22 protein-coding genes are annotated in these 23,115 nt (G+C 64.6%); 11 read left to right on the top strand and 11 right to left on the bottom strand.

Annotated features, from left to right (window positions below; genetic code table 11):
* Positions 1-69: 69 nt before the first annotated feature.
* A complete protein-coding gene (locus OHB26_RS01440; protein WP_330185453.1) occupies positions 70-840 on the bottom strand; it encodes an SDR family NAD(P)-dependent oxidoreductase in 771 nt (256 codons plus the stop codon).
* A 91-nt stretch (positions 841-931) separates the two neighbouring features.
* Between OHB26_RS01440 and OHB26_RS01435 the strand changes: the two genes are divergently transcribed.
* Positions 932-1,570: a TetR/AcrR family transcriptional regulator gene (locus tag OHB26_RS01435; RefSeq protein ID WP_330182426.1), complete on the top strand. Its 639-nt coding sequence runs from the start codon at positions 932-934 to the stop codon at positions 1,568-1,570.
* A 187-nt stretch (positions 1,571-1,757) separates the two neighbouring features.
* Positions 1,758-2,696 (top strand): lipase family alpha/beta hydrolase, encoded by a 939-nt coding sequence (locus OHB26_RS01430; RefSeq protein WP_330182425.1) that lies wholly within the window; start codon positions 1,758-1,760, stop codon positions 2,694-2,696.
* Positions 2,697-2,733: 37 nt separating this feature from the next.
* On the opposite strand, the gene OHB26_RS01425 is transcribed toward OHB26_RS01430, so the two are convergent.
* Positions 2,734-3,998 (bottom strand): IS3 family transposase gene (locus OHB26_RS01425; protein WP_330182424.1). Its coding sequence is split into 2 segments (ribosomal slippage): positions 2,734-3,719 and positions 3,719-3,998, totalling 1,266 coding nucleotides; the frame shifts between segments, so codons are not numbered across the junction.
* A 91-nt stretch (positions 3,999-4,089) separates the two neighbouring features.
* Here OHB26_RS01425 and OHB26_RS01420 point away from each other — a divergent pair.
* Positions 4,090-4,815 (top strand): HNH endonuclease, encoded by a 726-nt coding sequence (locus OHB26_RS01420; protein WP_330182423.1) that lies wholly within the window; start codon positions 4,090-4,092, stop codon positions 4,813-4,815.
* Positions 4,816-4,831: 16 nt separating this feature from the next.
* Here the strand turns inward: OHB26_RS01420 and OHB26_RS01415 are convergent, their stop codons facing one another.
* Positions 4,832-6,055 (bottom strand): DNA cytosine methyltransferase, encoded by a 1,224-nt coding sequence (locus OHB26_RS01415; protein ID WP_330182422.1) that lies wholly within the window; start codon positions 6,053-6,055, stop codon positions 4,832-4,834.
* 258 nt (positions 6,056-6,313) lie between these two features.
* On the opposite strand from OHB26_RS01415, the gene OHB26_RS01410 reads away from it, so the two are divergent.
* Positions 6,314-6,712 carry a very short patch repair endonuclease gene (locus OHB26_RS01410; protein WP_330182421.1) on the top strand — a complete coding sequence of 133 codons (399 nt, stop codon included), beginning with the start codon at positions 6,314-6,316 and terminating at the stop codon, positions 6,710-6,712.
* A gap of 120 nt (positions 6,713-6,832) precedes the next feature.
* Here the strand turns inward: OHB26_RS01410 and OHB26_RS01405 are convergent, their stop codons facing one another.
* Together OHB26_RS01405 and OHB26_RS01400 are read right to left on the bottom strand one after the other, a co-directional pair.
* Positions 6,833-7,876 carry a NaeI family type II restriction endonuclease gene (locus tag OHB26_RS01405; protein WP_330182420.1) on the bottom strand — a complete coding sequence of 348 codons (1,044 nt, stop codon included), beginning with the start codon at positions 7,874-7,876 and terminating at the stop codon, positions 6,833-6,835.
* A gap of 80 nt (positions 7,877-7,956) precedes the next feature.
* Complete coding sequence (locus OHB26_RS01400; RefSeq protein ID WP_330182419.1) at positions 7,957-8,757, bottom strand: hypothetical protein; 801 nt, start codon at positions 8,755-8,757, stop codon at positions 7,957-7,959.
* A gap of 503 nt (positions 8,758-9,260) precedes the next feature.
* On the opposite strand from OHB26_RS01400, the gene OHB26_RS01395 reads away from it, so the two are divergent.
* Positions 9,261-9,542, top strand: a complete 282-nt coding sequence (locus OHB26_RS01395; protein ID WP_330185452.1) for a GNAT family N-acetyltransferase — start codon at positions 9,261-9,263, stop codon at positions 9,540-9,542.
* Between the two features lies 1 nt (position 9,543).
* Here OHB26_RS01395 and OHB26_RS01390 read toward each other — a convergent pair whose 3' ends face one another.
* Both OHB26_RS01390 and OHB26_RS01385 read right to left on the bottom strand, forming a co-directional pair.
* Entirely contained in the window at positions 9,544-10,662 is a 1,119-nt protein-coding gene (locus OHB26_RS01390; protein WP_330182418.1) for an MBL fold metallo-hydrolase, read from the bottom strand.
* 70 nt (positions 10,663-10,732) lie between these two features.
* Positions 10,733-11,494 (bottom strand): dihydrofolate reductase family protein, encoded by a 762-nt coding sequence (locus tag OHB26_RS01385; RefSeq protein ID WP_330182417.1) that lies wholly within the window; start codon positions 11,492-11,494, stop codon positions 10,733-10,735.
* Between the two features lie 102 nt (positions 11,495-11,596).
* Here OHB26_RS01385 and OHB26_RS01380 point away from each other — a divergent pair, with 102 nt between their 5' ends.
* The 3 genes from OHB26_RS01380 to OHB26_RS01370 all read left to right on the top strand — a co-directional run bounded on the left by OHB26_RS01380 (position 11,597) and on the right by OHB26_RS01370 (position 14,714).
* Positions 11,597-12,094 carry a winged helix-turn-helix transcriptional regulator gene (locus OHB26_RS01380; RefSeq protein WP_330182416.1) on the top strand — a complete coding sequence of 166 codons (498 nt, stop codon included), beginning with the start codon at positions 11,597-11,599 and terminating at the stop codon, positions 12,092-12,094.
* A gap of 169 nt (positions 12,095-12,263) precedes the next feature.
* The gene (locus OHB26_RS01375) at positions 12,264-14,300 is read left to right on the top strand and encodes an ATP-binding protein (protein WP_330182415.1); all 2,037 of its coding nucleotides are present in this window, start codon (positions 12,264-12,266) and stop codon (positions 14,298-14,300) included.
* Between the two features lie 198 nt (positions 14,301-14,498).
* On the top strand, positions 14,499-14,714 hold the full coding sequence (locus tag OHB26_RS01370) for a cold-shock protein (RefSeq protein ID WP_330182414.1): 216 nt from the start codon (positions 14,499-14,501) through the stop codon (positions 14,712-14,714).
* Here OHB26_RS01370 and OHB26_RS01365 read toward each other — a convergent pair.
* Together OHB26_RS01365 and OHB26_RS01360 are read right to left on the bottom strand one after the other, a co-directional pair.
* Positions 14,695-15,495: a nucleotidyltransferase domain-containing protein gene (locus tag OHB26_RS01365; RefSeq protein ID WP_330182413.1), complete on the bottom strand. Its 801-nt coding sequence runs from the start codon at positions 15,493-15,495 to the stop codon at positions 14,695-14,697. The genes OHB26_RS01370 and OHB26_RS01365 overlap by 20 nt on opposite strands.
* Positions 15,496-16,206: 711 nt before the next feature.
* Positions 16,207-17,310: an alkaline phosphatase family protein gene (locus OHB26_RS01360; protein WP_330182412.1), complete on the bottom strand. Its 1,104-nt coding sequence runs from the start codon at positions 17,308-17,310 to the stop codon at positions 16,207-16,209.
* A 218-nt stretch (positions 17,311-17,528) separates the two neighbouring features.
* On the opposite strand from OHB26_RS01360, the gene serA reads away from it, so the two are divergent.
* Complete coding sequence (serA, locus tag OHB26_RS01355) at positions 17,529-19,127, top strand: phosphoglycerate dehydrogenase (RefSeq protein ID WP_330182411.1); 1,599 nt, start codon at positions 17,529-17,531, stop codon at positions 19,125-19,127.
* A gap of 81 nt (positions 19,128-19,208) precedes the next feature.
* On the opposite strand, the gene OHB26_RS01350 is transcribed toward serA, so the two are convergent.
* Complete coding sequence (locus tag OHB26_RS01350; protein ID WP_330182410.1) at positions 19,209-19,445, bottom strand: hypothetical protein; 237 nt, start codon at positions 19,443-19,445, stop codon at positions 19,209-19,211.
* 131 nt (positions 19,446-19,576) lie between these two features.
* On the opposite strand from OHB26_RS01350, the gene OHB26_RS01345 reads away from it, so the two are divergent.
* A complete protein-coding gene (locus OHB26_RS01345) occupies positions 19,577-20,584 on the top strand; it encodes a 3-isopropylmalate dehydrogenase (protein ID WP_330182409.1) in 1,008 nt (335 codons plus the stop codon).
* 241 nt (positions 20,585-20,825) lie between these two features.
* Here the strand turns inward: OHB26_RS01345 and OHB26_RS01340 are convergent, their stop codons facing one another.
* Positions 20,826-22,004: an MFS transporter gene (locus OHB26_RS01340; RefSeq protein ID WP_330182408.1), complete on the bottom strand. Its 1,179-nt coding sequence runs from the start codon at positions 22,002-22,004 to the stop codon at positions 20,826-20,828.
* 325 nt (positions 22,005-22,329) lie between these two features.
* On the opposite strand from OHB26_RS01340, the gene OHB26_RS01335 reads away from it, so the two are divergent.
* Positions 22,330-23,103 (top strand): fumarylacetoacetate hydrolase family protein, encoded by a 774-nt coding sequence (locus OHB26_RS01335; protein WP_330182407.1) that lies wholly within the window; start codon positions 22,330-22,332, stop codon positions 23,101-23,103.
* Positions 23,104-23,115 lie beyond the last annotated feature (12 nt).

Genomic DNA, 23,115 nt, shown 5'->3' with positions numbered 1-23,115 from the left:
CGGTGAGAATTCAGGGTCCGCCTAGTCCTCTGGTATGACGGGTTCCCGGTGTCGTCCCCCGAGAACCACTCAGTAGTGCGTGCCGCCGTCGATGCGGATCTCGGTGCCGGTGATGAACGCGCCGTCATCGGAGGCGAGCATGGCGACCACGCCCGCGACGGTATCGGGCGAAGCGAAGCCCTGGCCGATCCCCGGGGCCAGCTTCATGAACAGGCTCAGATCGGCATCGGCGGGCAGGCCCGGGCCGCGGCCGTCGGTCATATCGCTCGAAATCGAGCCCGGCGCGACGGCGACCACACGCAGACCCTGCTTGCTGTACTCGGCGGCGAGCGCATGCGTCATGGACATGATGCCGCCCTTGGACGCGGCGTACGCGGACATGTACGGGTGCGCGAAGAACGCCGAGGTGGAGGTGAAGTTGACGATAACGCCCTTCTCGGAGGCCAGGAGCGCGGGCAGTGCCTCGCGGACCATCAGGAAGGTGCCGGTCAGATTCACGGTAATGATCTTGTTGAAATCTTCGAGCGGCATCTCGTGGGTGTGCGCGGACCGCAGAATCCCGGCGGCATTGATCAGCGCGTCCAGCCCGCCCAGGGTCTCCAGCGCGGTGGCGACGCCCGCCCGCACCGAATCCTCATTGCCGATATCGATGGTGACCGAGCTGATCCGCTCGGCATTGCCCTGATCGGCGGCCTGCTTGACGGTCTCGGCCAGTCCGGCCTCATTGATATCGGCGGCGACGACCTGCCCGCCCTCGGCGAGCACGCGATGCACGGTGGCCCGGCCGATGCCCGAGCCCGCGCCGGTGATGAGTACTCGGCGGTCGGTGAAACGCTCCATTGCGAACTTCTCCTTCAGTGTCTCGTCCCCCATTGATTGACACGTTACGCCTGAATGGCATGACGTGCCATAGTGGCATCCGGAGACTAGGATGAGCCTGACCACTCCGACCGAAGGACGTGCCATGCTCGCACCCGAGCAGCGCCTCACCCTGGCCGAACGCCGCAAGGTGGAGACGCGCCTGGATATCGCCCGCACCGCCGCTCGCCTCTTCGCCGAATACGGCACCGCCGAGGTCACCGCAGAACGCATCGCCGCCGAGGCCGGCATCGGCCTGCGCACCTTCTACCGCTACGCCCGCACCAAGGAGGACGCCGTCGAGCCGATGCTCACCACGGGCGCGGAACACTGGCTGGAGATCATCGCCGCGGGTCCGCGCCGACTGCCCACGGTCGCCGAACTCGAACTGGCCGCCCTGCAATCCCTCTCCGGCGGAGACGATTTCGAACTCACGCGGGGTCTCTTGCGTGCGATGGAGACCGATCCCGCCCTCCGCGCGGTCTGGCACCGCATCAATATGGAGGGCGAACGCGAATTGCGAAGGGTCCTGGCCGATTTGGCCGAACCCGGCACCGACCCGGTACGCGTGCGCCTGCTCGCCGCGGCCGCCGCCGGGGCAATCCGAATCGCACTGGAGGAGTGGGCGGTCGTGGAAGACTCCGCCGCCGGGGGAGCGACCCCCGCCGAATTGACGGTGCGCTGCCTGCGCACGCTGGGTGCGGGTCTGTAGTCGAGTCGGACGCTGGAGGCGGGTCGTCACTCGATCTCTTGCCGGGCTGTCCGGTCGTATTCGGCCGCGTGGCCGAGTGCCGGTGGCCGTCCGGCGTTTCGTCCCCGTTCCGCGTGATCGCGCCCGCTAAGGTACGCCCGAGCGACATTCTGGCTACCTGGCGTGCGTCGACCCGCGGAGGCATGAGTTGCATCGAATCTGTAGTCGTATCAGTCTTTCCCTGATCGCCACCGCGGCGCTGATCTGCACCGCGGGCACGGCCTCGGCCGAACCGGAGCAACTCCCCGTCAACTATTCGGTCGCGCAATGGTTCGCCGACACCAATAGCGCTACACCGCCCTTCACCCCGCCCGGCGGCAACGACTGGACCTGTGTCCCCACCGCCGCCCACCCCGAGCCGGTGGTCCTGGTCCACGGCATCACCGGCAACGGCGCGGGCTGGCCCGCCATGTCCCCCCTGCTACACAACAACGGCTACTGCGTGTACTCCGTCACCTACGGCATCTACCCCGGCCAATCCGGCCCCATTGCCGGAATGGGTGGCCTGGAACCAATACCACAGTCCAGCAAGGAATTACGCGATTTCGTCGACCGGGTCCTGCAACAGACCGGTGCCGAGAAGGTCAACCTCCTCACCTGGTCCGAAGGCACCCTGGTAGCCGCCAACTACCTGTTGTTCGACGGCGGCGACAAGGTAGTGGACCAATCCTTCAACCTGGTCCCCATCTGGGCAGGCACCCACGCCGCCGACCCCATCGTCAACGCCGCCTACGGCCTCAACGTAGCCCCCGAAACCTTCGCCGCCCTCCGCCCCGTCTGCCAGGGCTGCGTAGACATGCTCCCCGTCTCCGACTTCATCCACAACCTCCAAGCCGCCGGCGTCTACGCCCCAAACGTCCACTACACCAACCTCGCAACCCGAGCCGACACCGAAGTAGTCCCCTACACCAGCGGCCTCCGCGAAGCCCCCAACGCGACAAACATCGTCCTGCAAGACGTCTGCCCGGTAAACATGGCCGGCCACAACAGCGTCTCGGTAGACCCGACGGTCGCCGCCCTCGTACTCAACACCTTCGGTACCCCCACCGAAATCCCCTGCGCCCCCAGCCCGTCGCCGTACATCTGAGCGCCGATGAATCGCCCCGGGTTTCGTGCACACCCGGTTATCTGTCTCCGACCGGTTGTTCGGTCAGAGCGGCATAGTAGTCGTCCTCGTACTCGGTCGGCGGTTTGCGGCCGAGTCGGTGCATCAGCCGGGACTCGTTGAACCAGCTGACCCACTCATGGGTGAGTTGCTCGACATCCGCCAGGCGGTGCAACGGGCCACGCCGGAACGGGGAATCATCCCGGACCGCCTCGGTCTTATAGAGCCCGATCGTGGTCTCGGCGAGGGCATTGTCGAAAGCATCCCCAACCGACCCGATCGACGGCTTGAGTCCTGAAAGCATCAGTGTCTCACCGAATTTCACTGATGTGTACTGACTTCCCGCATCCGAGTGATGGATTGCATCGATCAGCGGATGCCCTTCACGGACCCGCAGCGCGGCCGCTTGTCGGATCGCCGATTCCACGAACGCGGTCAGTTTGCTGGTCGAGCATTCCCAGCCCAGAATCCGGCCCGCATAGGCGTCGATCACGAACGCCGTGTACACGAATGCGCCGGTCACCAACCGCACATAGGTGAAATCGGCCACGACCAGCAGATTCGGTGCCGGCACCCGGAACTGCCGATCCACCAGATCCACCGCCCGCGAGGCAGCCGGATCAGCCTCGGTAGTGCGAATCCGCTTGCGCCGCACCACACCTCGCCACCCATTGGCCCGCATCAACCGTTCCACCGTGCACCGAGCGACCGGGATCCCTTCGCGTCGCAGATGCGCCCACATCTTCTCCGCCCCGTACAGGCATTCCGGCTTACGTTTGCCGTTCTCGTCGGGCTCGTAATAGCCCGCGAGGATCTCGGTGACCGTGGTGTCCCACAACGCCCGCTTCGACGGCGCACGTTTCGCCCAGGCATGGAAGGTGCGCGGGGAAATCTTCACCCCGCGCCCGGTCAGCGCCCGGCACATCGCCGCGATCGGAAACCGTGCCCTGTGCTCGGCGATGAACTCACACACTAATGGTGTCGCGGGTGCCTGTCCCGCGCGAAAAAAGACGTTGCCGCAGAGAGGATTTCGATCGTCTGTTCCAGCTCGGCAATCTTCCGCTTCTGCTCACGGATGACCCTGGCCGACTCCGTCGAGGTCCCCTCGGACTCGCCCCGATCGACCGCGGCCTGGCGGATCCATTTCCGCAGCGTCTCCGCAGTCATACCCAGCCGGGACGAGACCGCCTTGATCGCGGCCCACTCGCTGTCGTAATCATCACGGTGATCGACGACCAGCCGCACAGCCTTGGCCTTGGTCGCTTCGTCGTACTTCGCTGGCATCTCGTGCCCATCCTCTCAAGAAAGAGAGTGAGCACGAAACTCGGGGCGATTCAGATTGCTACGGATCGCATGCGAATCTACTGTGGTTCAAATGGTTCGGAACCCGGCGTGGACTCGGGATGAGTTGATCCTGGCATGTGATCTGGTTTGGCAGAACGGGTGGGCCGAACTGTGTGAAAACGACCCGCGGGTGCGGGATTTGTCGACGTTGCTGCGTTCGCTGCCGATCCACGAGCCGAGGGTGCGCGATGAGAAGTTTCGAAGCCTGAACAGCGTGTCGCGCAAGACTACGGACATCGCCACCCGGCATCCGGATTACACCGGAAAACCCACGCGTGGTGGCTCTTTGGATGGCGTGGTGCTGGACGACTTCCGGTCGGACCCAGCTCAGATGCATGCCGTGGCCGACCAGATACGCCGGTCGGCGGCCTCCGTGGTATTGACTATCGACATTGCCTTCGGTGGCGCCGCCGTCGACATGGATGAAGGAGTCCTGGAGGGTGGGCTACTGGAGGCGTTGTACTACCGTCGCGAACGCAGTCCCCGGGCCAGGAAGAAGAAGATTGCTCAATTCCTGCGCCACAATCCCCGGGTGTACTGCGAAGTATGCGGCTTCGACTTCGAAGCGGTGTACGGGGAGCGCGGTAAGGACTACATCGAATGCCATCACATCGTCCCGCTCCATGTATCGGGTGAGACGGAGACGAAGCTCGCCGATCTGATCCTGCTGTGCTCGAACTGCCACAGGATGGTTCATCGCGGGCCGCGATGGCGCTACACCCTGACGAGCTACGACAGATCGTATCCGTCAGGATGACACCCTAAGATCCCGGTCAGTTCCCGTTCCGATCGCGCTCGTCCGCAGCTTTCAGCACTTCGATAATCGACTGGCCGACAGCCTTGGCTACCGGTGGTGGGAAGGCATTGCCCACCTGCCGATACTGGGCGGTCTTCCCGCCGGTGAACTCCCACTCGGACGGGAACCCCTGGATGATTGCAGCCTGTCGTACTGTCAGCATCGGTCCGTCGGGGCCGAACAAGTCTCGTTCTTCGGTTTGCTTGACCTTGCAGGTCTCAATGTCATTGGCAACACCCATACCTGAGACGCCGAGCTGTTTCCACGCAGCCTTGGCCCGGTTGGGGCCGAGGTCAGCGCCGCCATGTTTCTTCGACCCGCCAACCAATGTGGGCGCGATACCTCCGCCTTTACCCTTGAGCTCGTTGTCGCGCTGACGTGCCGTCGTGAGCCATCTGTTGAATGCAGCTTTGGCTCGAGTTTTGTGGGCTCCCTTGAAATATGGTTGTTCGTAGCGCTCACGCATGGTGGCTTCGAGGCTGTCTGCCACGGAGACCGGATCTTCATGGGTGGCCGTCGGCCATTCGTACTTCAGATCCTCGATGACATCGCTGCGAAATGCGACCAGGATGGCACGAGGGCGCAGCTGTGGCACGCCGAAGTCGCTGGCCTCCAGCACTTCCCACTTGCAAACCTTGTACCCGAGGCCTTGCTCGTCGACGAACTCGCCATCGTCGCCAAGGAAGTAGCCGCCCTCCAGCTTCGCCGTGATCCAGTCACGGTAGAGCGCGAATTTCGGATCCTTGATACCTCGGACGTTCTCGATCATCACCGCGCGCGGTTTGAGAATGTCGACCAGCTCGAGCATGCGAGGAAAGAGGTCGCGCTCGTCGTCCTTGCCCAACTGCTTGCCCGCATGTGAGAACGGCGGGCAGGGAACGCCGCCTGCCAGCAGGTCGAGCTCCCCAGGCTTCAAGGGCTCAGCCCGCTTCTTCAAATCCTCGAAGGGATTGAATTCCTTGACATCTGTCGCGAGTATGTCGCAGTTTTCGCGCTCCCAAGCCCAGACCTCATGGTCTTGAATATTGAGTTCGAGCGTCTCGACTGCGTGCTTGTCGATCTCAACCAGTGCCAGGTGACCAAATCCGGCCTGATGCAGGCCTACAGCTTGTCCGCCCGCACCGGCACAGATCTCGATCGAGGTGTACCGGGGCTCTTCCCGCGCAGCGGCTGCTTCGGCAGGTGCCTTCATGCGAGTCATGCGCCCTTCCCTGTGCTGCCGATGAACTGCCGTCCGAAGTCGGCATGGGCTTCGATGACACGAAGGTCGGTCACGCTGATGCCTTTCACTGCGGGGGCCGGATCATGTGATGGTGCGTGCTGGAGTATCTTTCCGCATGGCATAGAACTGTTTGAGATTGGGACAGATTTGATCGAGGGCCGATCCGCGGAAGCCCGGCGGGACGCCCGCGAACAGCGTCGTTACCCTGCGCCTCTCAACGAGGGGCGCTCCCGGAACATGCGAGCCAACCGCCGGACTGACACCAAACCGGAGCTCGCGCTGCGCCGTGAGCTGCATCGGCTTGGCTACCGGTATCGCAAGGATCTCAGACTCGACCTCGGAGCTGTGAAGGTCCGGCCCGATATCGTCTTCACGGCGCGCAAGGTTGCCATCTTTGTCGACGGCTGTTTCTGGCACGTCTGCCCGGAACACGGCCGTCAGCCGACGACGAACGAATGGTATTGGGCCCCAAAGCTTCGCCGCACCATGGAGCGCGACCGCGCCGCGAATGCCGCACTGTCCGAAGCTGGTTGGCAGGTCGTCCGTCTCTGGGAGCACGAGAATCTGGACAGCGCTATTGCGGCTGTCACGAGAGTCTTGGGCGGAACCGAACATGTGAGCGATCATATGGGATAGAGCGCTGGAAGGTCTGTGGACTCTCCGGATGCGCGCAATTTGCCGGGCCCGGCCACGATTCTTGCAATGCCGGAACATCTTTCGTGTGCTGATCGGGTAGCCCGGGGGCGAAATGCTTGGTCAAGCGCCCTGCGGGTCGGGCAGTAGTGGAGCTGGTCCGGTTGTGGGTTCGTCTTCTTTGGCTACTACCCAGAATTCGCCTGCGATCTTTGCACGTGGTCGATCGCCGTGCTGGGGCAACGCGCGTACCACGCGGTGAGCTACGAACTCACCGCGCCGAGGGACTGGGCCGCCCAGATCTGCGGCTATGGCCTGGTGAACGGGGTAGTCGCCAAGGATGATGATGCCTTCGTGCCGTAGTTTCGGACGTGCTCTACCCGGGCTGCCTTCTCTCACGCGAGCCATGTAGTCGACCTGTTGCGCGACCGTGCGGACGACACCACGCCAGATCCGCCGCCCGCGGACCAGACGGAACAACTCGATGACGCGGGCCTGACCTTTGCGTGTTCCTTCGATCAGGATCTGTCGGCGTATGGGCTCATCGAGGTGGAGGAGGATGTTTTCGGGGAGGTCGCTGCAATGCCAGAGCCACACGATTTTGCTACGAGCTTCAGCGCGGATTGTCAGCTTGAGATCGCGATTGTTTCCGATGTTGAGCATGTCTTTCTCGATGCGCACGAGTCCGGCGCTCCACTTGCTCATGTAGTCATCGGCCCACACCAGCAGGCAGAGATGACCTAGCGCTTCTGGCGGAATCATCCAACCACCGAACCGCTGGGAGTACTTGCAATCGACCTCTTGTCCAGCGATTTTGTAGTCCATGACCAGACCGTCGGCGAACTGAAATTCTCGCTGGAGATTGATCTCGACGAGCGTTCCAGCGTGCGTTTTCTCCGTCTTCATAAGGGTTTTCCAGTCGTATCGGCCAGTGACTTCTCCGTTGAGGAGCTGGTCAATCGTGTCGCGGAGGACCCTCGCGATCTTAGTTCCGTCCGGATCCAGGCGCCTCAACTCGGCTTCGACCAGTTCGAGTGCGGCATCAACATGGGTCGTAGTGTTCGCTCTCTCCTCTGCAGCTTCGGATAGCCCGATTTGCTGGTCACCGGCTTCGTCCAGGTGCTGGATCAGCACCTCGCGAAATTCCCCTTCAGCCCCATGCTTCACAAGTGAAGTGTGCCAGGTTCTTTCGGGCGATGTTGATCTTTATCGAACAGTGGCGGCGTGGTTTTCCAACCGCCGCCTTCTCAGGTGACTCGTTGACCAGCGGCTGTGCGAAGGCGTGCCACGGCGGCGTTGATCGTCTCATCAGTGGGCAGGTGTACCTCGCCGAAGATTCGCTGGACGGGCAACTCGAGGGAGAGGACGGTCAGATGCTCTTGATCGGTGAAGAAGTCGGCAGCCTTGAACTTCCGGCCGGTGTACGCCGTCTTGTACGCCGGGTTGGGAATGTATAGCTCCAGAATCATGCCTTCGCACCACGCATCGGCCCTGAAAAGTGCATCTGCCAGCGGATGACATAGAAGCGGTATGCCGCATTCCCTGAACCGAGCGATCACATACAGTTCGCGCAGGAACGAGTAATAAGAGTTGCCGATGCGCCACTGCATGGCTTGGTGGGCGAGGTCTGAATCGAACCCGGACTCGATGGCGTCGCGGACCAATTTCTGTGCTGGCTCCCACAGCCACTCGCGGACATCGGGACCTTGAGCCCACATCCGGAACTCCTCCCAGCTGAATACTCCATGGTGCTGCTCCAGCATGAAATGGAATAGGTGCGTGAACGCAAAGTCTGGGCGCCAATTTCGAATCGCAGCAATCTTGTTCACGTTCTGCGGGCGAGCTTGCCCAAGTGGGTGTTTGGTTTCGAGACGCATAATATCGTCGGCCGCGATCGTGTACGGTGCACTGGTTGTATGTCCTAGGACAGCTTGCGGAACGTGCTCACACCCCGGTCGTTGCTTCCACTTCTGAAGTTCGCGCAGCGCGATCCGGCCCCTGCTTGTGAAGTGCTGGACGACTTCTGTGGCGCTGGTTTGGGTTGGCATGCTTGGTACCTCCGAACTGAAGCTGCTGGCCCGCTTCGGATCACACAGTACGACGAGGGACCGACACGTTGCCCGAGTGAGCGACTAATGCTCCGTCAATAGCATTGCAGCGCAGCTAGTTACGTGGAGGATGTGATGAGACAGGCTCCCTGACTGCAGATTCGGTGACAGTCGGCTGTGCTGATTCTCGTGGTGCTTACGGTTGAAGGATTGGTCGCGAGCTGCTGAAACTGCCGATCGACAAATGTCCGGGCGGGCCGGGGCGGTCTCTACCATCGAGGGATGGTTGCGTTGATCATTCGCCCGGCCGCGGTAGCCGACGAGACGTTCTTGTGGGAGATGCTGTTCGAGGCGTCGTACTCGCGTGCGCAAGGCCGGGAGTCTTCTGCGGAGTTGCGCGGCATTCCCGCGTTGGCGCGGTATGTCGAAGGATGGGGCCGGGTAGGGGATTTCGGGGTTGTCGGTGGGGAAGGTGATGCGCCGCAGGGGCGGCGTGGGCGCGGCTGTTCACCGCGGAGGATGCCGCGTACGGGTTCGTCGACGAGTACACGCCGGAACTCGCCATCGCGGTGTCGCCGGGGCTGCGCGGCACTGGGTTGGGGACCGCGCTCATGATGGGACTGCTCGATGCTGCGCGGCCGAGCTACGGCGCGGTGAGTTTGAGTGTGCGAGTGGATAATCCGGCGTTGAGGCTGTACGAGCGGCTGGGGTTCACGGTTGTACCCGACACCGAGCTGGCGCATGACGGGACCACGAGCGTGACCATGGTGTTGCGGTTTCGGTGAGCTACTTCGCGGGGAAGGAGAGGCGGCCGGGGACTATATAGTCGGTGGGGTCCAGGAGCATGCGGAGTTCGGGAACTGTTGTCATGCGGGACAATTCGGCTTCCATGGGTGCACGGAACGCCTCGCCGCGGGCTGTTATCAGGGGGAGCCAGTTGTCGTGGTGGTTGGGGACGAAGACCTTGGGGCGGAGGGCTTCTATGTAGGTGCGGGGGTCTCGTAGGCCGTTGGTGAATTGGTTGTAGCCCTGGACCGCGCCCACGTGGACGTCGGATTCGGGGAGGGTGCGCAGGACCTCCACCACCCGCGGTGCCTTGTCCGATAACGGGCCGGAGGAGTCGTGCCAGGTGAGGGTGAAGGTGTCGGTGCGGAATTGGTAGAGCAGGACGCCGCCTTCGGGGTCGGTGAGTCGGCGGAGCAGGTGCGCGGTGTCGGCGAGAGATGGTGGGTACGAACGGATATCGCGGAGGGCGGGGGTCGGTTTCACCGGGTCGCAGGCGTCCGCGCCCTCGTACCGGGAGGTGCGCGCCGAGTGGATGTGGCGGATCGCGGTCACCGAAACACCGGGTGCGAGTTCGAAATCGTAGCGGTCGCCGGGGAGGGAAGCGCTGGAACCCAGTTCTACGCAACGAAATTCGGGCGTGCCGGGCACCTGTTTGCGCGCGGTGGCGCAGTGTTCGGCGGTGCCGTGCACTACCGCGCCGCTGGCCTGCGCGATCGGTCCGGCGTCGGCGGCGTGATCGAAGTGCCCGTGGCCGATGAAGATCGCGGCGGGGCGGAGCGCCGCGACCTCGGCGGGCGTGGTCGGGACGTATCCCGAGGTCGCGCCGCGGGGCACCCAGGCGTCCAGCAGGAATACCGAACCACCCAGTGCCACGGCGAAACTCGCGCAGCCGAACCAGCTCAGGATCACCTGGTCCGAACGCGCGGCGCCGGTGTCGGCGTCGACCGCATCCACCCCGAAGAAGCGCTGTCGTGCGGTGATCGTGTCCGCGAGCGTCGGCACCGGAATAGGCGGAGTCGCGACCCGCTGCGCCAATGTGCTCAGGCCACGCTGGACAGGGCCCGCGAGCCCGCGCCGAACCGACCCGGCCAGACCGCCTTGAATAGGACTGCGCGCCACCCGTATTCCTCTCGCCCGCGGAGCCGTCGGCCCTGCCTGGTCAGCATTCTGCCCGGATCGGCTGTCGCTGTCAGTGTGCGCGGGCAATGCGATATCCGGAATGTCGGCGCCCACGGGCGGCCGCATCCTTATCTGGTCCCGACGCGACCGCGACGCGGTCGGTGCGACGACGCGGGCGGCGCTCACCGCCCTGGCGCGTGAACGTCAGGTGGGTCACCCTGTCCGATGACTCGAGCCGGGTGCATTCATACCCCGCGAATGTCGCCGGATCGTCGTAGATCTTCTCGCCCGCGCCCAGCAGGATCGGGACCTGCGCCAAGTGGAGTTCGTCGACCAATCCCGCGCGCATGAACTGCCGGACCGCGGACGCGCCGCCGCCGAGGCGCACATCCTGTCCGCCCGCGGCTTCGAAGGCTCGCTTCAGGACCGCCTCGGGGGTGTCGTCCACGAAGTGGAAGACGGTGCCGCCCTCCATCTCCAGCGCGGGGCGCGGGTGGTGGGTCAGGACGAAGGTGTCGTGGTGGTAGGGCGGGTTAGGGCCCCACCAGCCGGTCCAGGAATGGTCCGGCCATTCGTCGCGCACAGGTCCGAACATATTGCGCCCCATGATGGTTGCGCCGATGTTCACCTCACCGGCGAGGGCGTACTGCTGGTCGAGCCCGCCCGCTCCGGTCGGCGCTTCGCCGGACATCGCACGTCCGAAGTCGGTGTCGAAGACCCACTTGTGCAGGTCCATTCCGCCGACGCCCAGGGGATTGTCCGGCCCCTGATCCGGTCCGGCGATGTAACCGTCCAGGGAGATCGACAGGTTGTGGACTCGAAGTTTCGGCATAACGCACCTCTTTAACTGGTTGTGATTTGCAATCAGTCAGTATCATAGAAGCAACCAGTTGCGAACTGCAATCGGTTTGGTGGAAAAGTTTGGGAGGCAGGCGTGGACGCTCGCTCGGGATGCCCGATCAACGCGACCATCGAGGTCATCGGTGACAGGTGGAGCCTGCTCGTGCTGCGCGACATCATGTTCGGCAATCGCAGGCACTTCCGGGAGCTGTTGAACAACTCCGAGGAGGGGATCGCCTCGAATATCCTGTCCGATCGTCTCAAGCGGCTCACCGCCGCCGGACTGCTCAGCCGCGATGACGCGCGCCCGGGGCAGAAGGCGGAGTACCGGCTCACCGAACCCGCCATCCAACTCGTGCCGATCATGGCGCACCTCGGCGCGTGGGGTCTGCGGCACCGCCCGACCACGCACACCCTGCGCGTGCGTGCCGAACTGCTCGAGGAGGGCGGCCCGGAACTCTGGGCGGATTTCATGGACGAACTCCGCGAGGCGCACCTCGGCACACCGCTGCCCAAGCGCTCCGGACCCCGCGCCACCGAACGCCTCGCGGCCGCGTACCAGGCCGCCCTGGAACAGGATTCGGGCCGGTAATCGGTAACCGAGACCTTGCCGTTGCACTGGGCTACCCGCCGGTGAATCTCGGAACACGACCGTGACGAACTGGTAGGTGAATGTTCAGCCCTTTGTTAACCAGTTCGCGTTGCATCGATATCAGGGATAGCTGAACGAAGGCTATCGAGAGGGCAATTGGGGGCCCACCATGTACAACGACGTGCATGCGGCCACGCAGGGATGCGACGACCACAAGTACACGATGCGGATCAGCCGCCTGGCCATAGACAAGCTCGGAATCCGCCTCTACGACCGGGTTTCGGCCGTACTCGCCGAACTCATCGCGAACTCCTACGATGCCGACGCCACCGAGGTCCAGGTCTCACTACCGTGGGGCGTGACCCTCGCCGGGACGGTGCGCTCCGCCGATGAGCCCGCATATCGAATCGTGGTGTCCGACAACGGACATGGTATGACCACCGAGGAGATCAACCGGCACTACCTGATGGTCGGATCCGATCGGCGCATCCGCACCGGCACCGATCTGTCCCGGGAGCGCGGGCGACCGGTCATGGGGCGCAAGGGAATCGGCAAGCTCGCCGCGTTCGGCATCTGCCGCACCATCGAGGTCATCACGGCGGGCAGTCACCCCGGGGATGAACACGAATCGGGTTGGCCGGTATCGCATATCGTGATGGATCTCGGCGATATGCTCTCGGACACCGAACGCGACTATTACCCGCAGCCGGGTCCGCTGGACGGCACCTACGCGGCCGAGCGCGGCACCACCGTCATCCTGCGGGACTTCTTCCGCAAGCGGGTGAACAGCGGTACCGAGCTCAGCCGCCAGCTGGCCTCGCGCTTCGGTATCGAGCGCTCGGACTGGCGGGTGCGGGTGTGCAATTGCATCGGCCAGGAGAGCTTCACCCTCAGCGATCTGCCCATCGATGTCATGGAGGACACCCGCATCGATGTGAGCCGGGTGCCGGTGCGCTTCGGGCATAAATTCCTGCCGGTGAGCGGTTGGATCGCGTACTCGAAACAGCCGTACCGCGATGACGCCATGGCGGGCGTGCGTATCTACGCGCGCGGCAAGATCGTCGCCCAGACAAGGGATTTCGGCATTCCCGCCGGATTCACCGGCGAGTTCAAACTGCGCTCGTATCTGGTCGGCGCGGTGCATGTGGACTGGCTCGACGATGAGGAGGACCTGGTCCGCTCCGACCGCCAGGACATCATGTGGAACTCCCCGCGCGGTGAGGCGCTGGCCCAGTGGGGGCAGGCGCTGATCAAGGAGATCGGCCGGATCGGCGAGAAATCCATTCGCCGCCGGGTCTGGGAGGAGTTCGTGGAGCGTTCCCGGCTCCGTGAAACCCTGGAGGCGATCGCGCCGGGGGACCGGTTGTTCCGCGACTCGGTCATCGACGCCGCGCGAATCCTGGTGGCGCACAAGGATCGAGCCTCCCTGGATGATCCCGCGCATATCGCGAATATGGTCCGCCTGGCCCTCTCGCTCGGCCCGCAGCGCAGCCTGCTCGAAACCCTCAAGGAGATAGCCGAGGACGCCGAACCCGAGATGGATGTCGTTGTGGCACTGTTCGAACGGGCCCGGGTCGCCGAGATCTACTCGCTCGGGCAGATCGCCAGCGAACGCGTGGCCGTGGTGGATCGGCTGCGCGCGCTCATCGACGACCGCCGTTCCCTCGAACGCCCGCTGCAGGAGCTCATCGAAAGCGCGCCCTGGCTGCTCGCACCGGAGTGGACGCCGCTGGGTATGAACGAATCGCTCAAACGCGTCCGGGCCAGCTTCGAGCGTTGGTACACACACAAATTCGGCACCACCCTGCTCACCACCGCCATCGGCAGCCCCAAGCGCGAACCCGATTTCGTGCTGCTGCACGATTCGGGCGAGCTGTGGATCGTGGAGATCAAGCGGATGGACTATCACCTCACCGACGAGGAGTACAACCGCGCCGTCAACTATCTCTACGAACTCGATCGTTTTCTCGATGAGAATCCGCGTATCGGCGCCCAGTTCCCGCGCCGCAGACTGACTTTCATCGTCGATCACATCGACCGACTGGGCCCCGCCTCGCTCTCCTCGCTGATGAGCGATCAGCGGGTGGACCGCCGCACCTGGCGCGAATTGCTCGACGCCACGCTGCGCGCGCACCGTGACTTCCTCGACCGCGTCTACTCCATGCGCGGCAACGAGGAGGAAGAGGGCACCGCGCGCGCGGGATAGGGCCCTGCGGACCGGCTCGTCCGGAGCGCGCTCACAATGGCGTGAGCGCATTCGCCTCGGGCGAGCCGGTCTCGTTTTCGGACATGCCGGGCACCGGTCGCGGGCGCGTGCGCACCGTGACCGGCCGCGTGCAACCATGGACCGCGGCGCGCGTGGGGACGCAGCCCCAGGTATCCCGGCGTTCGAGAAGGTTCGGTAATGCTGCACGGCACTGTGAAATGGTTCGACAGCGAGAAGGGCTTCGGTTTCATCGGCCCCGACGGCGGCGGTCCGGATGTGTTCGTGGAGTACACCGCCGTTCAGGGTGCGGGCTTCCGTTCGTTGGTCGAGGGTCAGCGGGTCGAGTTCGAGGTGCGCCGGACCAAGCCGGGGCCGGAGGCCGTGATCGTGCGCGTCATCGCAGCCGGCTTCTGAAGAACTCGGTCGCCAGCACCCGCCCTCGCTCGCGGGATGCCGGTTCGTCGCCGGTGAATTCCACCGCGGCCCGCTCGAACTCGTCCGCGATGAACGCGGCGATCGGCGCGGGCACCTCGCCACTGCCCATTTCCCGGGTGCGCGACTTCAATTCGGTGAGCTCAGCGACCGATTCGACGAAGGCCACGGGCAGCTCGCATTCCTCGAGCAGAGTCGGTAAATGCATCGGCGCCACCGCTTTATCCGGATGCTCATGCAACCAGCGCAGTGCCATTGCCGGTCGCAGTGAATAGAACACTTTCTTCAGCGACCTATTGGTATCGAAAAGCCGCCACTGCCGAGTACCCAGGTGCAGGTAGTGCCGGGCCACCCGATCGCGATCAGCCACCTGTTCCGCGAGTTCCCGCAGTTCGGTGCGGAATTGCGCATCCGCGGTGTAGATGATCGGCGACATCACCCATTCGATGAGCACCGCGTTCCCGTGCACCAGTAGCCGCAGAGCCTTCACCAGATCCCAGCCGCTGACATCGAGCAGGCCCACCAGTGGCGTCTCGATGACATCGCGCACCGGCCACGGCGTCAGATAGTCGTCCAGCGGGCGCAGGTAGACGAACCGGCAGTCGTAGTCCGAGTCCGGTGACGGGAAACCCCAGGCGCGACTGCCGCTTTCGATCGCGAGGGGCACGGTGACGCCCTGCTCACGGCCGATTCGGGCCAGTTCGCCGTCGATGGTGGCGACCACCGCCGGGTCCATCGAGGAGGGGATAGAGCGCAGTGTCATGGGCGGTGACGCTAGCGCCGGAAGCAGCGCTGGTCCACGGGATTTCGTACAGTCAATGCCCAAGGAAATAGGGGCGTGATTTGACCGTTATAGCTGAGAATTTGATGAGAATATGACTCGGGTCACACATTTCGGAATCGGTGACCCCCATCACATAACGCTAATGCCCGGTAACGAGCATGAAATGACCGCCGATATGCTGGCTGTCGTTAGTTCAATCGAGATTCACCGAGAGGTATAAAATGATCCCCGTTATCATCGACACCGGTTCCGCTGCTCTCAACGGCCTGCTCGACACCGGCTCCGCCGCGCTGCACGGCATCCTGAGCACCCTGTGGACCGGCTCCTTCGGCCGCTAAATAGCGCCACACAAGCCGAAAAGGCCGACCTCGGGTTTCGCAGCCCTGAGGTCGGCCTTTCGTCGTATTTATAGAAGCGAGATAGCGTGCAATACCCCGTCGGTATCGAATGCGGCCCGCGTCCCATCGCGGTCTGATCGTCGATAATTAGCCTGTCAAATGGTATTTTCGCTCGTGTGGTGAGCAGTGGACACCGGAGCTGGCCGCCACCTGGACCACCGCCTACGGCGCGGTGGTCGAGATCATGGTCTCGGTGGAGGGCAACGCCGCCTGAAGCCGCCTGAGCTCGATCGAGCCGGTCTCGGAACGTCCGAGACCGGCTCGGTCGTATCGAAATAGGCCGCGCTGGAGGCTATTTGCCGAAGGAGCCGCTGGCCGAACCGCTACCCGATCCGGTGCCCAGAATGCAGAGCGGGTTGTTCACCATCAGCGCCTCGGCCGAGCCGGAGGACGAACCGGTGACCGCGGAGTCGATCGCGGGTGTATTCGGTACCGGCGCGGCGGGATTGCCCGATCCGCCGTCGCGCATCGAGCGACCGTCGAGGTTGGTCGGGGCGGGAACGCCCAGCAGATCCAGCACCGTCGGGGTGATGTCGGCGAGGGTGTAGCCGTTGTGCTGCGCACCGGCCGCGAAGTCCGGACCGCGCGCGATCACGAAACTGGCTGTCTCATAGGCGCTCTGGCCGCCGTGTCCGCCTTCGGGCTTATGTCCGTGGTCGGTGGTGACCAGGATCGTCCAGCGTTCGTTGCTGTGCGCCGCCTGGCGTGCGTCGACCGCCTTGGTGATCCTCCCGACCAGGGTGTCGACCCGTTGAATCGCGTCGCGATACGCCTGCGGCCAGATCCCGCGCAGCGTATGCCCGGTGATATCAACCTGATCCAGATGCGTGAACACCAGATCCGCGCCGTCGTCGGTGACCGCCGAGACCACCTGCGCCGCCGCGTTCGAATCCGCCGTCGTCTCACAGACTCCCGAGCCGGTCGGATCGATCTGCGTCACCGATACCTTGTCCGCGTGCGGATTTCCGGTGCGCGCGATCATCCCGATCTTGTCCCAGGTGCCCAGTGATTCGGTGGTCAGGTTCGGCCGCGCCTGCTCCAACTGGGTGAATACGGTCGGGTACGGCACGAAAGCCGCTGGGTTACAGGTGGAGTCGTTGTCCTTGATGCCATGCTTGGTATCCCATACCCCGGTCAGCGCGGTCGCCCACGACACACAGGACATGGTGGTGTGCGGTGCGATCGAGGTGCGTGCGAGCGTGCCCTGTGCGGCCAGCAGCCCGAGGTTCGGCGCGTTGGCGGCCACCACCTCGCTGTACAGCGTGCCGTCGATACCGATGACCACGACCTTGTTCACGGTCGGTGCGGCGGCGGCGGGGACGGCGGCGGCGAGCGGCAGGGTGGCGAGTGCGGCGGCGGCGAGTACGCGACTCGTGCGGGGCGATGCGCAAGACATGCGAGGCAACCTTCGAGACATGCCGCGCAACCTAGTGCCTCGCGCCCGCTCGCGCGGGCAAAACTGGACAATTGACCACGACAGTCCCGGTGGCTGGGAAAAGCCCCATGTCACCGGTGTGATGGCAGCCGTCTACCGGGCGGTAAGCCGAGATCAAATCCGGCCCACTAAGCTAGCGCCCGTAAATCCCGGATCCCTTCCCGCAGGAGTACCCCACAGTGAGCCAAGCAGGCCGTCCTGTAGTTCTGATCGCCGACAAGCTCGCCCAGTCGACCGTCGACGCACTCGGTGACGCCGTCGAGGTTCGCTGGGTCGACGGCCCCAACCGGCCCGAGCTGCTCGCCGCCGTGCCCGAGGCCGACGCACTGCTGGTCCGTTCCGCGACCACCGTCGACGCCGAGGTGCTCGAGGCCGGTAAGAACCTGAAGATCGTCGCCCGCGCGGGCGTCGGCCTCGACAATGTCGATGTGCCGGCCGCCACCGAGCGCGGTGTCATGGTCGTCAACGCGCCGACCTCGAATATCCACACCGCCGCCGAACACGCTGTGACGCTGCTGCTTTCGGCCGCGCGCCAGATTCCGGCCGCCGATGCCACGCTGCGTGAGCGCACCTGGCAGCGCAGCAAGTTCAACGGTGTCGAGATCCTGGGCAAGACCGTCGGCGTCATCGGCCTGGGCCGTATCGGCCAGCTGTTCGCGCAGCGCCTCGCCGCCTTCGAGACCAAGATCGTCGCGTACGACCCCTACACCTCCCCGGCCCGCGCCGCCCAGCTCGGCATCGAGCTCATGTCCCTCGACGAGGTGCTCGCGGCCGCCGACTTCATCTCCATTCACCTGCCCAAGACCCCCGAGACCAAGGGCATGCTGAACGCCGAGACCCTGGCCAAGACCAAGAAGGGCGTCATCATCGTCAACGCCGCCCGTGGCGGTCTGATCGATGAGCAGGCCCTGGCCGATGCCATCAAGTCCGGTCATGTGCGCGCCGCCGGTCTCGACGTGTTCGAGACCGAACCCTGCACGGACAGCCCGCTTTTCGAGCTGCCGCAGGTCGTCGTGACCCCGCACCTGGGCGCCTCCACCGCCGAGGCCCAGGATCGCGCGGGCACCGATGTCGCCAAGTCGGTCAAGCTGGCGCTCGCGGGCGAGTTCGTCCCCGGCGCGGTGAACGTCACCGGCGGTTCGGTCTCCGAAGAGGTCGCCCCGTGGCTGGAGATCGTCCGCAAGCAGGGCGCGCTGCTGGGCGCGCTCTCCTCCGAGCTCCCGGTCAGCCTGGAGGTTCAGGTCCGCGGTGAGCTGAGCGCGAATGATGTTGCGGTGCTGGAGCTCTCGGCTCTGCGCGGCGTCTTCTCCGCCCTCATCGAGGATTCGGTGACCTTCGTCAACGCCCCGTCGCTGGCCAAGGATCGCGGTCTCGAGGCCACCGTCACCACCGTGTCGGAGAGCCCCACCCACCGCAGCCTGGTCGATCTGCGCGCCGTATTCGGCGATGGCAGCACCCTGAATGTGGCCGGCACCCTGACCGAGCCGCACCAGGTCCAGAAGATCGTCAATATCAATGGCCGCAACTACGACATGCGCGCCGAGGGCCTGAACCTGGCCGTGCTGGCGTACGAGGACAAGCCGGGTCAGCTCGGCCGCCTCGCCACCAAGCTCGGTGAAGCCGGTATCGACATCCTGGCCGCCCAGCTGACCCAGGACCTCGACCAGGAGGGCGCGACCGTCGTGCTGCGGGTCAACAAGGAGGTCCCCGCGGACGTCCAGGCCGCCATCGCCGAGGCCGTCGGCGCCGCCAAGGTCGCCCAGGTCAACCTGGATTGAGTTCGACGGGCCTGACCGCCTCGAAATAGTTGCCGCCGAGCCTCTTCCGGAAATGGAAGAGGCTCGGCGCGTATCCGGGGGTCAGCGTGCTCGTTCTCGAGCCTCGACCGCGTCCTTGGCCTCCTTCAGATCGGCCAGCGGGTCGAGTTCGCGGTATGCCTTGATCGCGTGAATCTTCTTGCCGCGGCTCAGGAATTCGTCCACCGCGCTGTAGTCGAAGGCAGTGCTCGGATCAGCGATTCCGAGATGCCGGATGATCAGGTCGAGCTTGCGTTCGAGGCGATCCAGCTTGCGCTCGAGTCGGTAGTTCGCGAACATGCCCCGACGCTACCGAATCCGGCTCATCCCAGTGTGTGGGAGCGGTTCGCCCTGGTGACAGGGGTCGTGGGGGCACGCGCTAGGGTGGCCGTTGTTCACGGGCGCACACATCCGATCGGAGCATTGTTTTCATGAAACTCGCTGTCATCCCGGGCGACGGAATCGGTCCCGAGGTCATTGCCGAAGCCCTCAAGGTGCTCGATGTGGTGGTCCCCGGTGTGGAGAAGACCGAATACGACCTCGGCGCGAAGCGGTTCCATGCCACCGGTGAGATCCTGCCGGACAATGTGATTCCGGAGCTGAAGCAGCACGACGCCATCCTGCTGGGCGCGATCGGTGATCCGTCGGTGCAGAGCGGTGTGCTCGAGCGCGGTCTGCTGCTGCGCACTCGCTTCGAGCTCGATCACCATGTGAATCTGCGGCCGTCGCGGCTGTACGCGGGTGTCACCAGCCCGCTCGCCGGTAGTCCGGAGATCGATTTCGTGGTCGTGCGCGAGGGCACCGAGGGTCCGTACACCGGCACCGGCGGCGCGATCCGCGTGAATACCCCGCACGAGGTGGCGACCGAGGTCTCCACCAACACCCGCTTCGGTGTCGAGCGCGTGGTCCGCTACGCCTTCGAGAAGGCGCGCACCCGGCGTAAGCATCTGACCCTGGTGCACAAGAACAATGTGCTGGCCTTCGCCGGTTCGCTGTGGACCCGCACGGTCGAGGAGATCGCGGCGGAGTACCCGGATGTTCAGACCGCTTACCAGCACATCGATGCCGCCACCATTCATATGGTCACCGATCCGGGCCGCTTCGATGTGATCGTCACCGACAACCTGTTCGGCGACATCATCACCGATCTGGCCGCCGCCGTCTCCGGTGGTATCGGCCTGGCCGCCTCGGGCAATATCGATGCCTCGGGTACGAATCCGTCCATGTTCGAGCCGGTGCACGGTAGCGCCCCCGATATCGCGGGCCAGTCCAAGGCCGATCCGACCGCCGCGATCCTGTCGGTATCGCTGCTGCTGAACCACCTCGGCAATGCCGAGGCCGCCGCTCGCATCGAGTCCGCCGTGGCCAAGGATCTGGCATCGCGCACCGCCCCGGCCTCCACGGTCGAGGTCGGCGATCGGATCGCCGCCGCCGTCTGATTCGACGAACTAACGATTACGGCCCCGCCCCGGTACTCGGGTGCGGGGCCGTTCACTGTTCGAATCCCTGAGTCGCACAGGTGATTACCGCCGAGTAGGATCCGTTTCGCGGCATTTCAACTGGGTCGAAATCGAAACCCAATGGGACAGTGAGACATATCGCATTCATGCATTCGGATGCGAAAACGTAACGGGCGCAGCTCTTCCGGATTTGCCGGAGATCAGCGCGGCCACCGTGAGATCATCGGGAAGCCCTGGGCACCAACGGGACTGCGGCCGCCGCGACCACCGCCGCCAGCGCGTAGGTGATCGGAAAACCCGCCGCCGTGATCAACGCTCCGAACCCGGGAGCCACCGCCGCCATGGCCAGATTCTGCCCGGTGTTCTGAATCCCCAGACCGCGCCCGGACCAGTACGGACCCGCGATCTCCGCGACCGCGGTGAAGGCCAGGCCATTGTCGGTGACAGTGATGACCGAGGCCGCGATCAGCAGTGGAATCGCCGCCCACCACCACTGCGCCCAGGCCGCGAAGGCCAAGGCGGCCATGGAGATTGCCGCCGCGACGGCCACCGTGCGCAGCGGGCCCAACCGGCTCGCCACCCGATCGGACCAGACGCCCGCGCCGATTCGCCCTCCCGCGCCCAGGATTTGGGTGATCGTCACCAGTACGCCCGCCGCCGCCAGTGACCAGCCCACATCGCGGTGCAGCCACAGCAGTGCGAAGGTCCACAGCGTCCCCTGGGGGATGCACAGCAGCACCGATACCGCGTGAATGCGCCACAGGGTGGAGTCACCGCGATACGGATTCGCGGGACGCCCTGCGGCCCCGTTGGATTGGGGCCGGGGCGGATCGACGATGCCGAACAGGCAGGCGATCGCGGCCGCGCCCGCCATCAGCGCGGGCACCAGGATGGCGGTCGAGAAGCCATGTGCCGCAGCGATGGCCGGAATGCTCAGCGCGCCGACGCCGACGCCCAGCGGCTGGGCGGTTTGCCGAATTCCCATGGCCAGACCGCGTTTATCGGGCGGGAACCAGCCCACGATGACCCGTCCGCTCGCGCCATTGGTGCTCGCCGCTCCCATACCGCCCAGTAGCAGCAGCACACCCAGCGCCACATAGTTGGTGACCGTCGCCGCGGCGACGCCCGCGATCAACATCAGCGCGGGACCGGCCACCAACACCTTGCGCTCACCGATCCGGTCCACGACGTAGCCCCACGCGATCAGCGTGCAGACCAGTCCGATGGTGGGCATGGAGACCAGCAGACCGGCCGTGGCCAGCGATAATCCGCGGTCGGTCAGGGCGGGCAGCAGGAAAGGGGTGCCGTGCACGAAGACCGCGCTGGAGCTCTGCGCGAAGACGCCGAGGGCCAGCATGCTCCACCGTTGGGCTGATCCGATTCGTGTCACGGTGGCCATGGCCGCACCTCTATCTCACTATGTGGAACTCATGTCTTACTGTATGAACATCGGACCTTACGGTACACCCGGCGCTATCGGCTATTTCGGAGGCAAGCTGTCGATTTGCTCACACCGGAAACCGTGCTCCGCGTAGGATCGACGGCACATCGAGTTGTCTTGCGTACAAGGGCATTCCACATTTCCGGCGACCCGATGCGGGCAGGCATGCCGCACCCCGTCGCAAGGGGGTCCACGCGACTGCCGATCGCACCGCGCGATCATGCCCGCGTCGCGTTGTCGGGTGCATTAGGGCAGGTGGAAGCCGGTCGATAGGATGCGAAACATGCGCCTAGGTCGAGTTGCCAGCCCAGATGGGGTCGCTTTCGTAAGCATCGAAGGTGACGGTGGCGACGCCGTCGCCCGCGAAATCGCCGAACACCCGTTCGGCACCCCGACGTTCACCGGCCGCAGCTGGCCGCTCGCGGATGTGCGCCTGCTCGCGCCGATTCTGGCCAGCAAGGTGATCTGCATCGGTAAGAACTACGCCGACCACGCCGCCGAAATGGGCGGTCCGGCACCGGCCGACCCGGTCATCTTCATGAAGCCGAATACCTCCATCATCGGCCCGAACGTGCCGATTATGTTGCCGCCCAGCTCCTCTCAGGTGGATTACGAGGGCGAGCTGGCGATCGTCATCGGCCGCCCCTGCAAGGACGTGCCCGCCGCCCAGGCGTACCAGGTGATCCTGGGTTACACCGTCGCCAATGACGTCACCGCCCGCGATCAGCAGCGGCACGACGGTCAGTGGACCCGCGCCAAGGGTTATGACACCTTCTGCCCGCTCGGCCCGTGGATCGAGACCTCGCTGGACCCTTCGGATCTGGCGATCTCCACCGAGCTCGACGGCGAACAGAAGCAGAGCAGCCGCACTTCACTTCTGCTGCACGATATTCCGAAGATGATCGAGTGGGTGACCACCGTGATGACGCTGCTCCCCGGTGATGTCATCCTCACCGGCACCCCCGCGGGTGTCGGTCCGATGCAGGCCGGTCAGAGCGTGTCGGTGACCGTCGAAGGTATCGGCACCCTCACCAATCCCGTTGCCGCCAAACGCTGATCGAGAGAGAGC

It is taken from the genome of Nocardia sp. NBC_01503 (assembly GCF_036327755.1).
Lineage (GTDB): Bacteria > Actinomycetota > Actinomycetes > Mycobacteriales > Mycobacteriaceae > Nocardia.
Note: the sequence above shows the minus strand (reverse complement) of the source record. Positions and strands in the feature narration are given on the sequence as shown.

Excerpts from the sequence above, each read along its gene's own strand:
- OHB26_RS01440 (WP_330185453.1), bottom strand. The coding sequence starts at position 840 with ATGGAGCGTTTCACCGACCGCCGAGTACTCATCACCGGCGCGGGCTCG.
- OHB26_RS01435 (WP_330182426.1), top strand. The coding sequence starts at position 932 with ATGAGCCTGACCACTCCGACCGAAGGACGTGCCATGCTCGCACCCGAG.
- OHB26_RS01420 (WP_330182423.1), top strand. The coding sequence starts at position 4,090 with ATGGTTCGGAACCCGGCGTGGACTCGGGATGAGTTGATCCTGGCATGT.
- OHB26_RS01415 (WP_330182422.1), bottom strand. The coding sequence starts at position 6,055 with ATGACTCGCATGAAGGCACCTGCCGAAGCAGCCGCTGCGCGGGAAGAG.
- OHB26_RS01410 (WP_330182421.1), top strand. The coding sequence starts at position 6,314 with ATGCGAGCCAACCGCCGGACTGACACCAAACCGGAGCTCGCGCTGCGC.
- OHB26_RS01400 (WP_330182419.1), bottom strand. The coding sequence starts at position 8,757 with ATGCCAACCCAAACCAGCGCCACAGAAGTCGTCCAGCACTTCACAAGC.
- OHB26_RS01385 (WP_330182417.1), bottom strand. The coding sequence starts at position 11,494 with ATGCCGAAACTTCGAGTCCACAACCTGTCGATCTCCCTGGACGGTTAC.
- OHB26_RS01375 (WP_330182415.1), top strand. The coding sequence starts at position 12,264 with ATGTACAACGACGTGCATGCGGCCACGCAGGGATGCGACGACCACAAG.
- OHB26_RS01370 (WP_330182414.1), top strand. The coding sequence starts at position 14,499 with ATGCTGCACGGCACTGTGAAATGGTTCGACAGCGAGAAGGGCTTCGGT.
- OHB26_RS01365 (WP_330182413.1), bottom strand. The coding sequence starts at position 15,495 with ATGACACTGCGCTCTATCCCCTCCTCGATGGACCCGGCGGTGGTCGCC.
- OHB26_RS01360 (WP_330182412.1), bottom strand. The coding sequence starts at position 17,310 with ATGTCTTGCGCATCGCCCCGCACGAGTCGCGTACTCGCCGCCGCCGCA.
- OHB26_RS01350 (WP_330182410.1), bottom strand. The coding sequence starts at position 19,445 with ATGTTCGCGAACTACCGACTCGAGCGCAAGCTGGATCGCCTCGAACGC.
- OHB26_RS01345 (WP_330182409.1), top strand. The coding sequence starts at position 19,577 with ATGAAACTCGCTGTCATCCCGGGCGACGGAATCGGTCCCGAGGTCATT.
- OHB26_RS01340 (WP_330182408.1), bottom strand. The coding sequence starts at position 22,004 with ATGGCCACCGTGACACGAATCGGATCAGCCCAACGGTGGAGCATGCTG.
- OHB26_RS01335 (WP_330182407.1), top strand. The coding sequence starts at position 22,330 with ATGCGCCTAGGTCGAGTTGCCAGCCCAGATGGGGTCGCTTTCGTAAGC.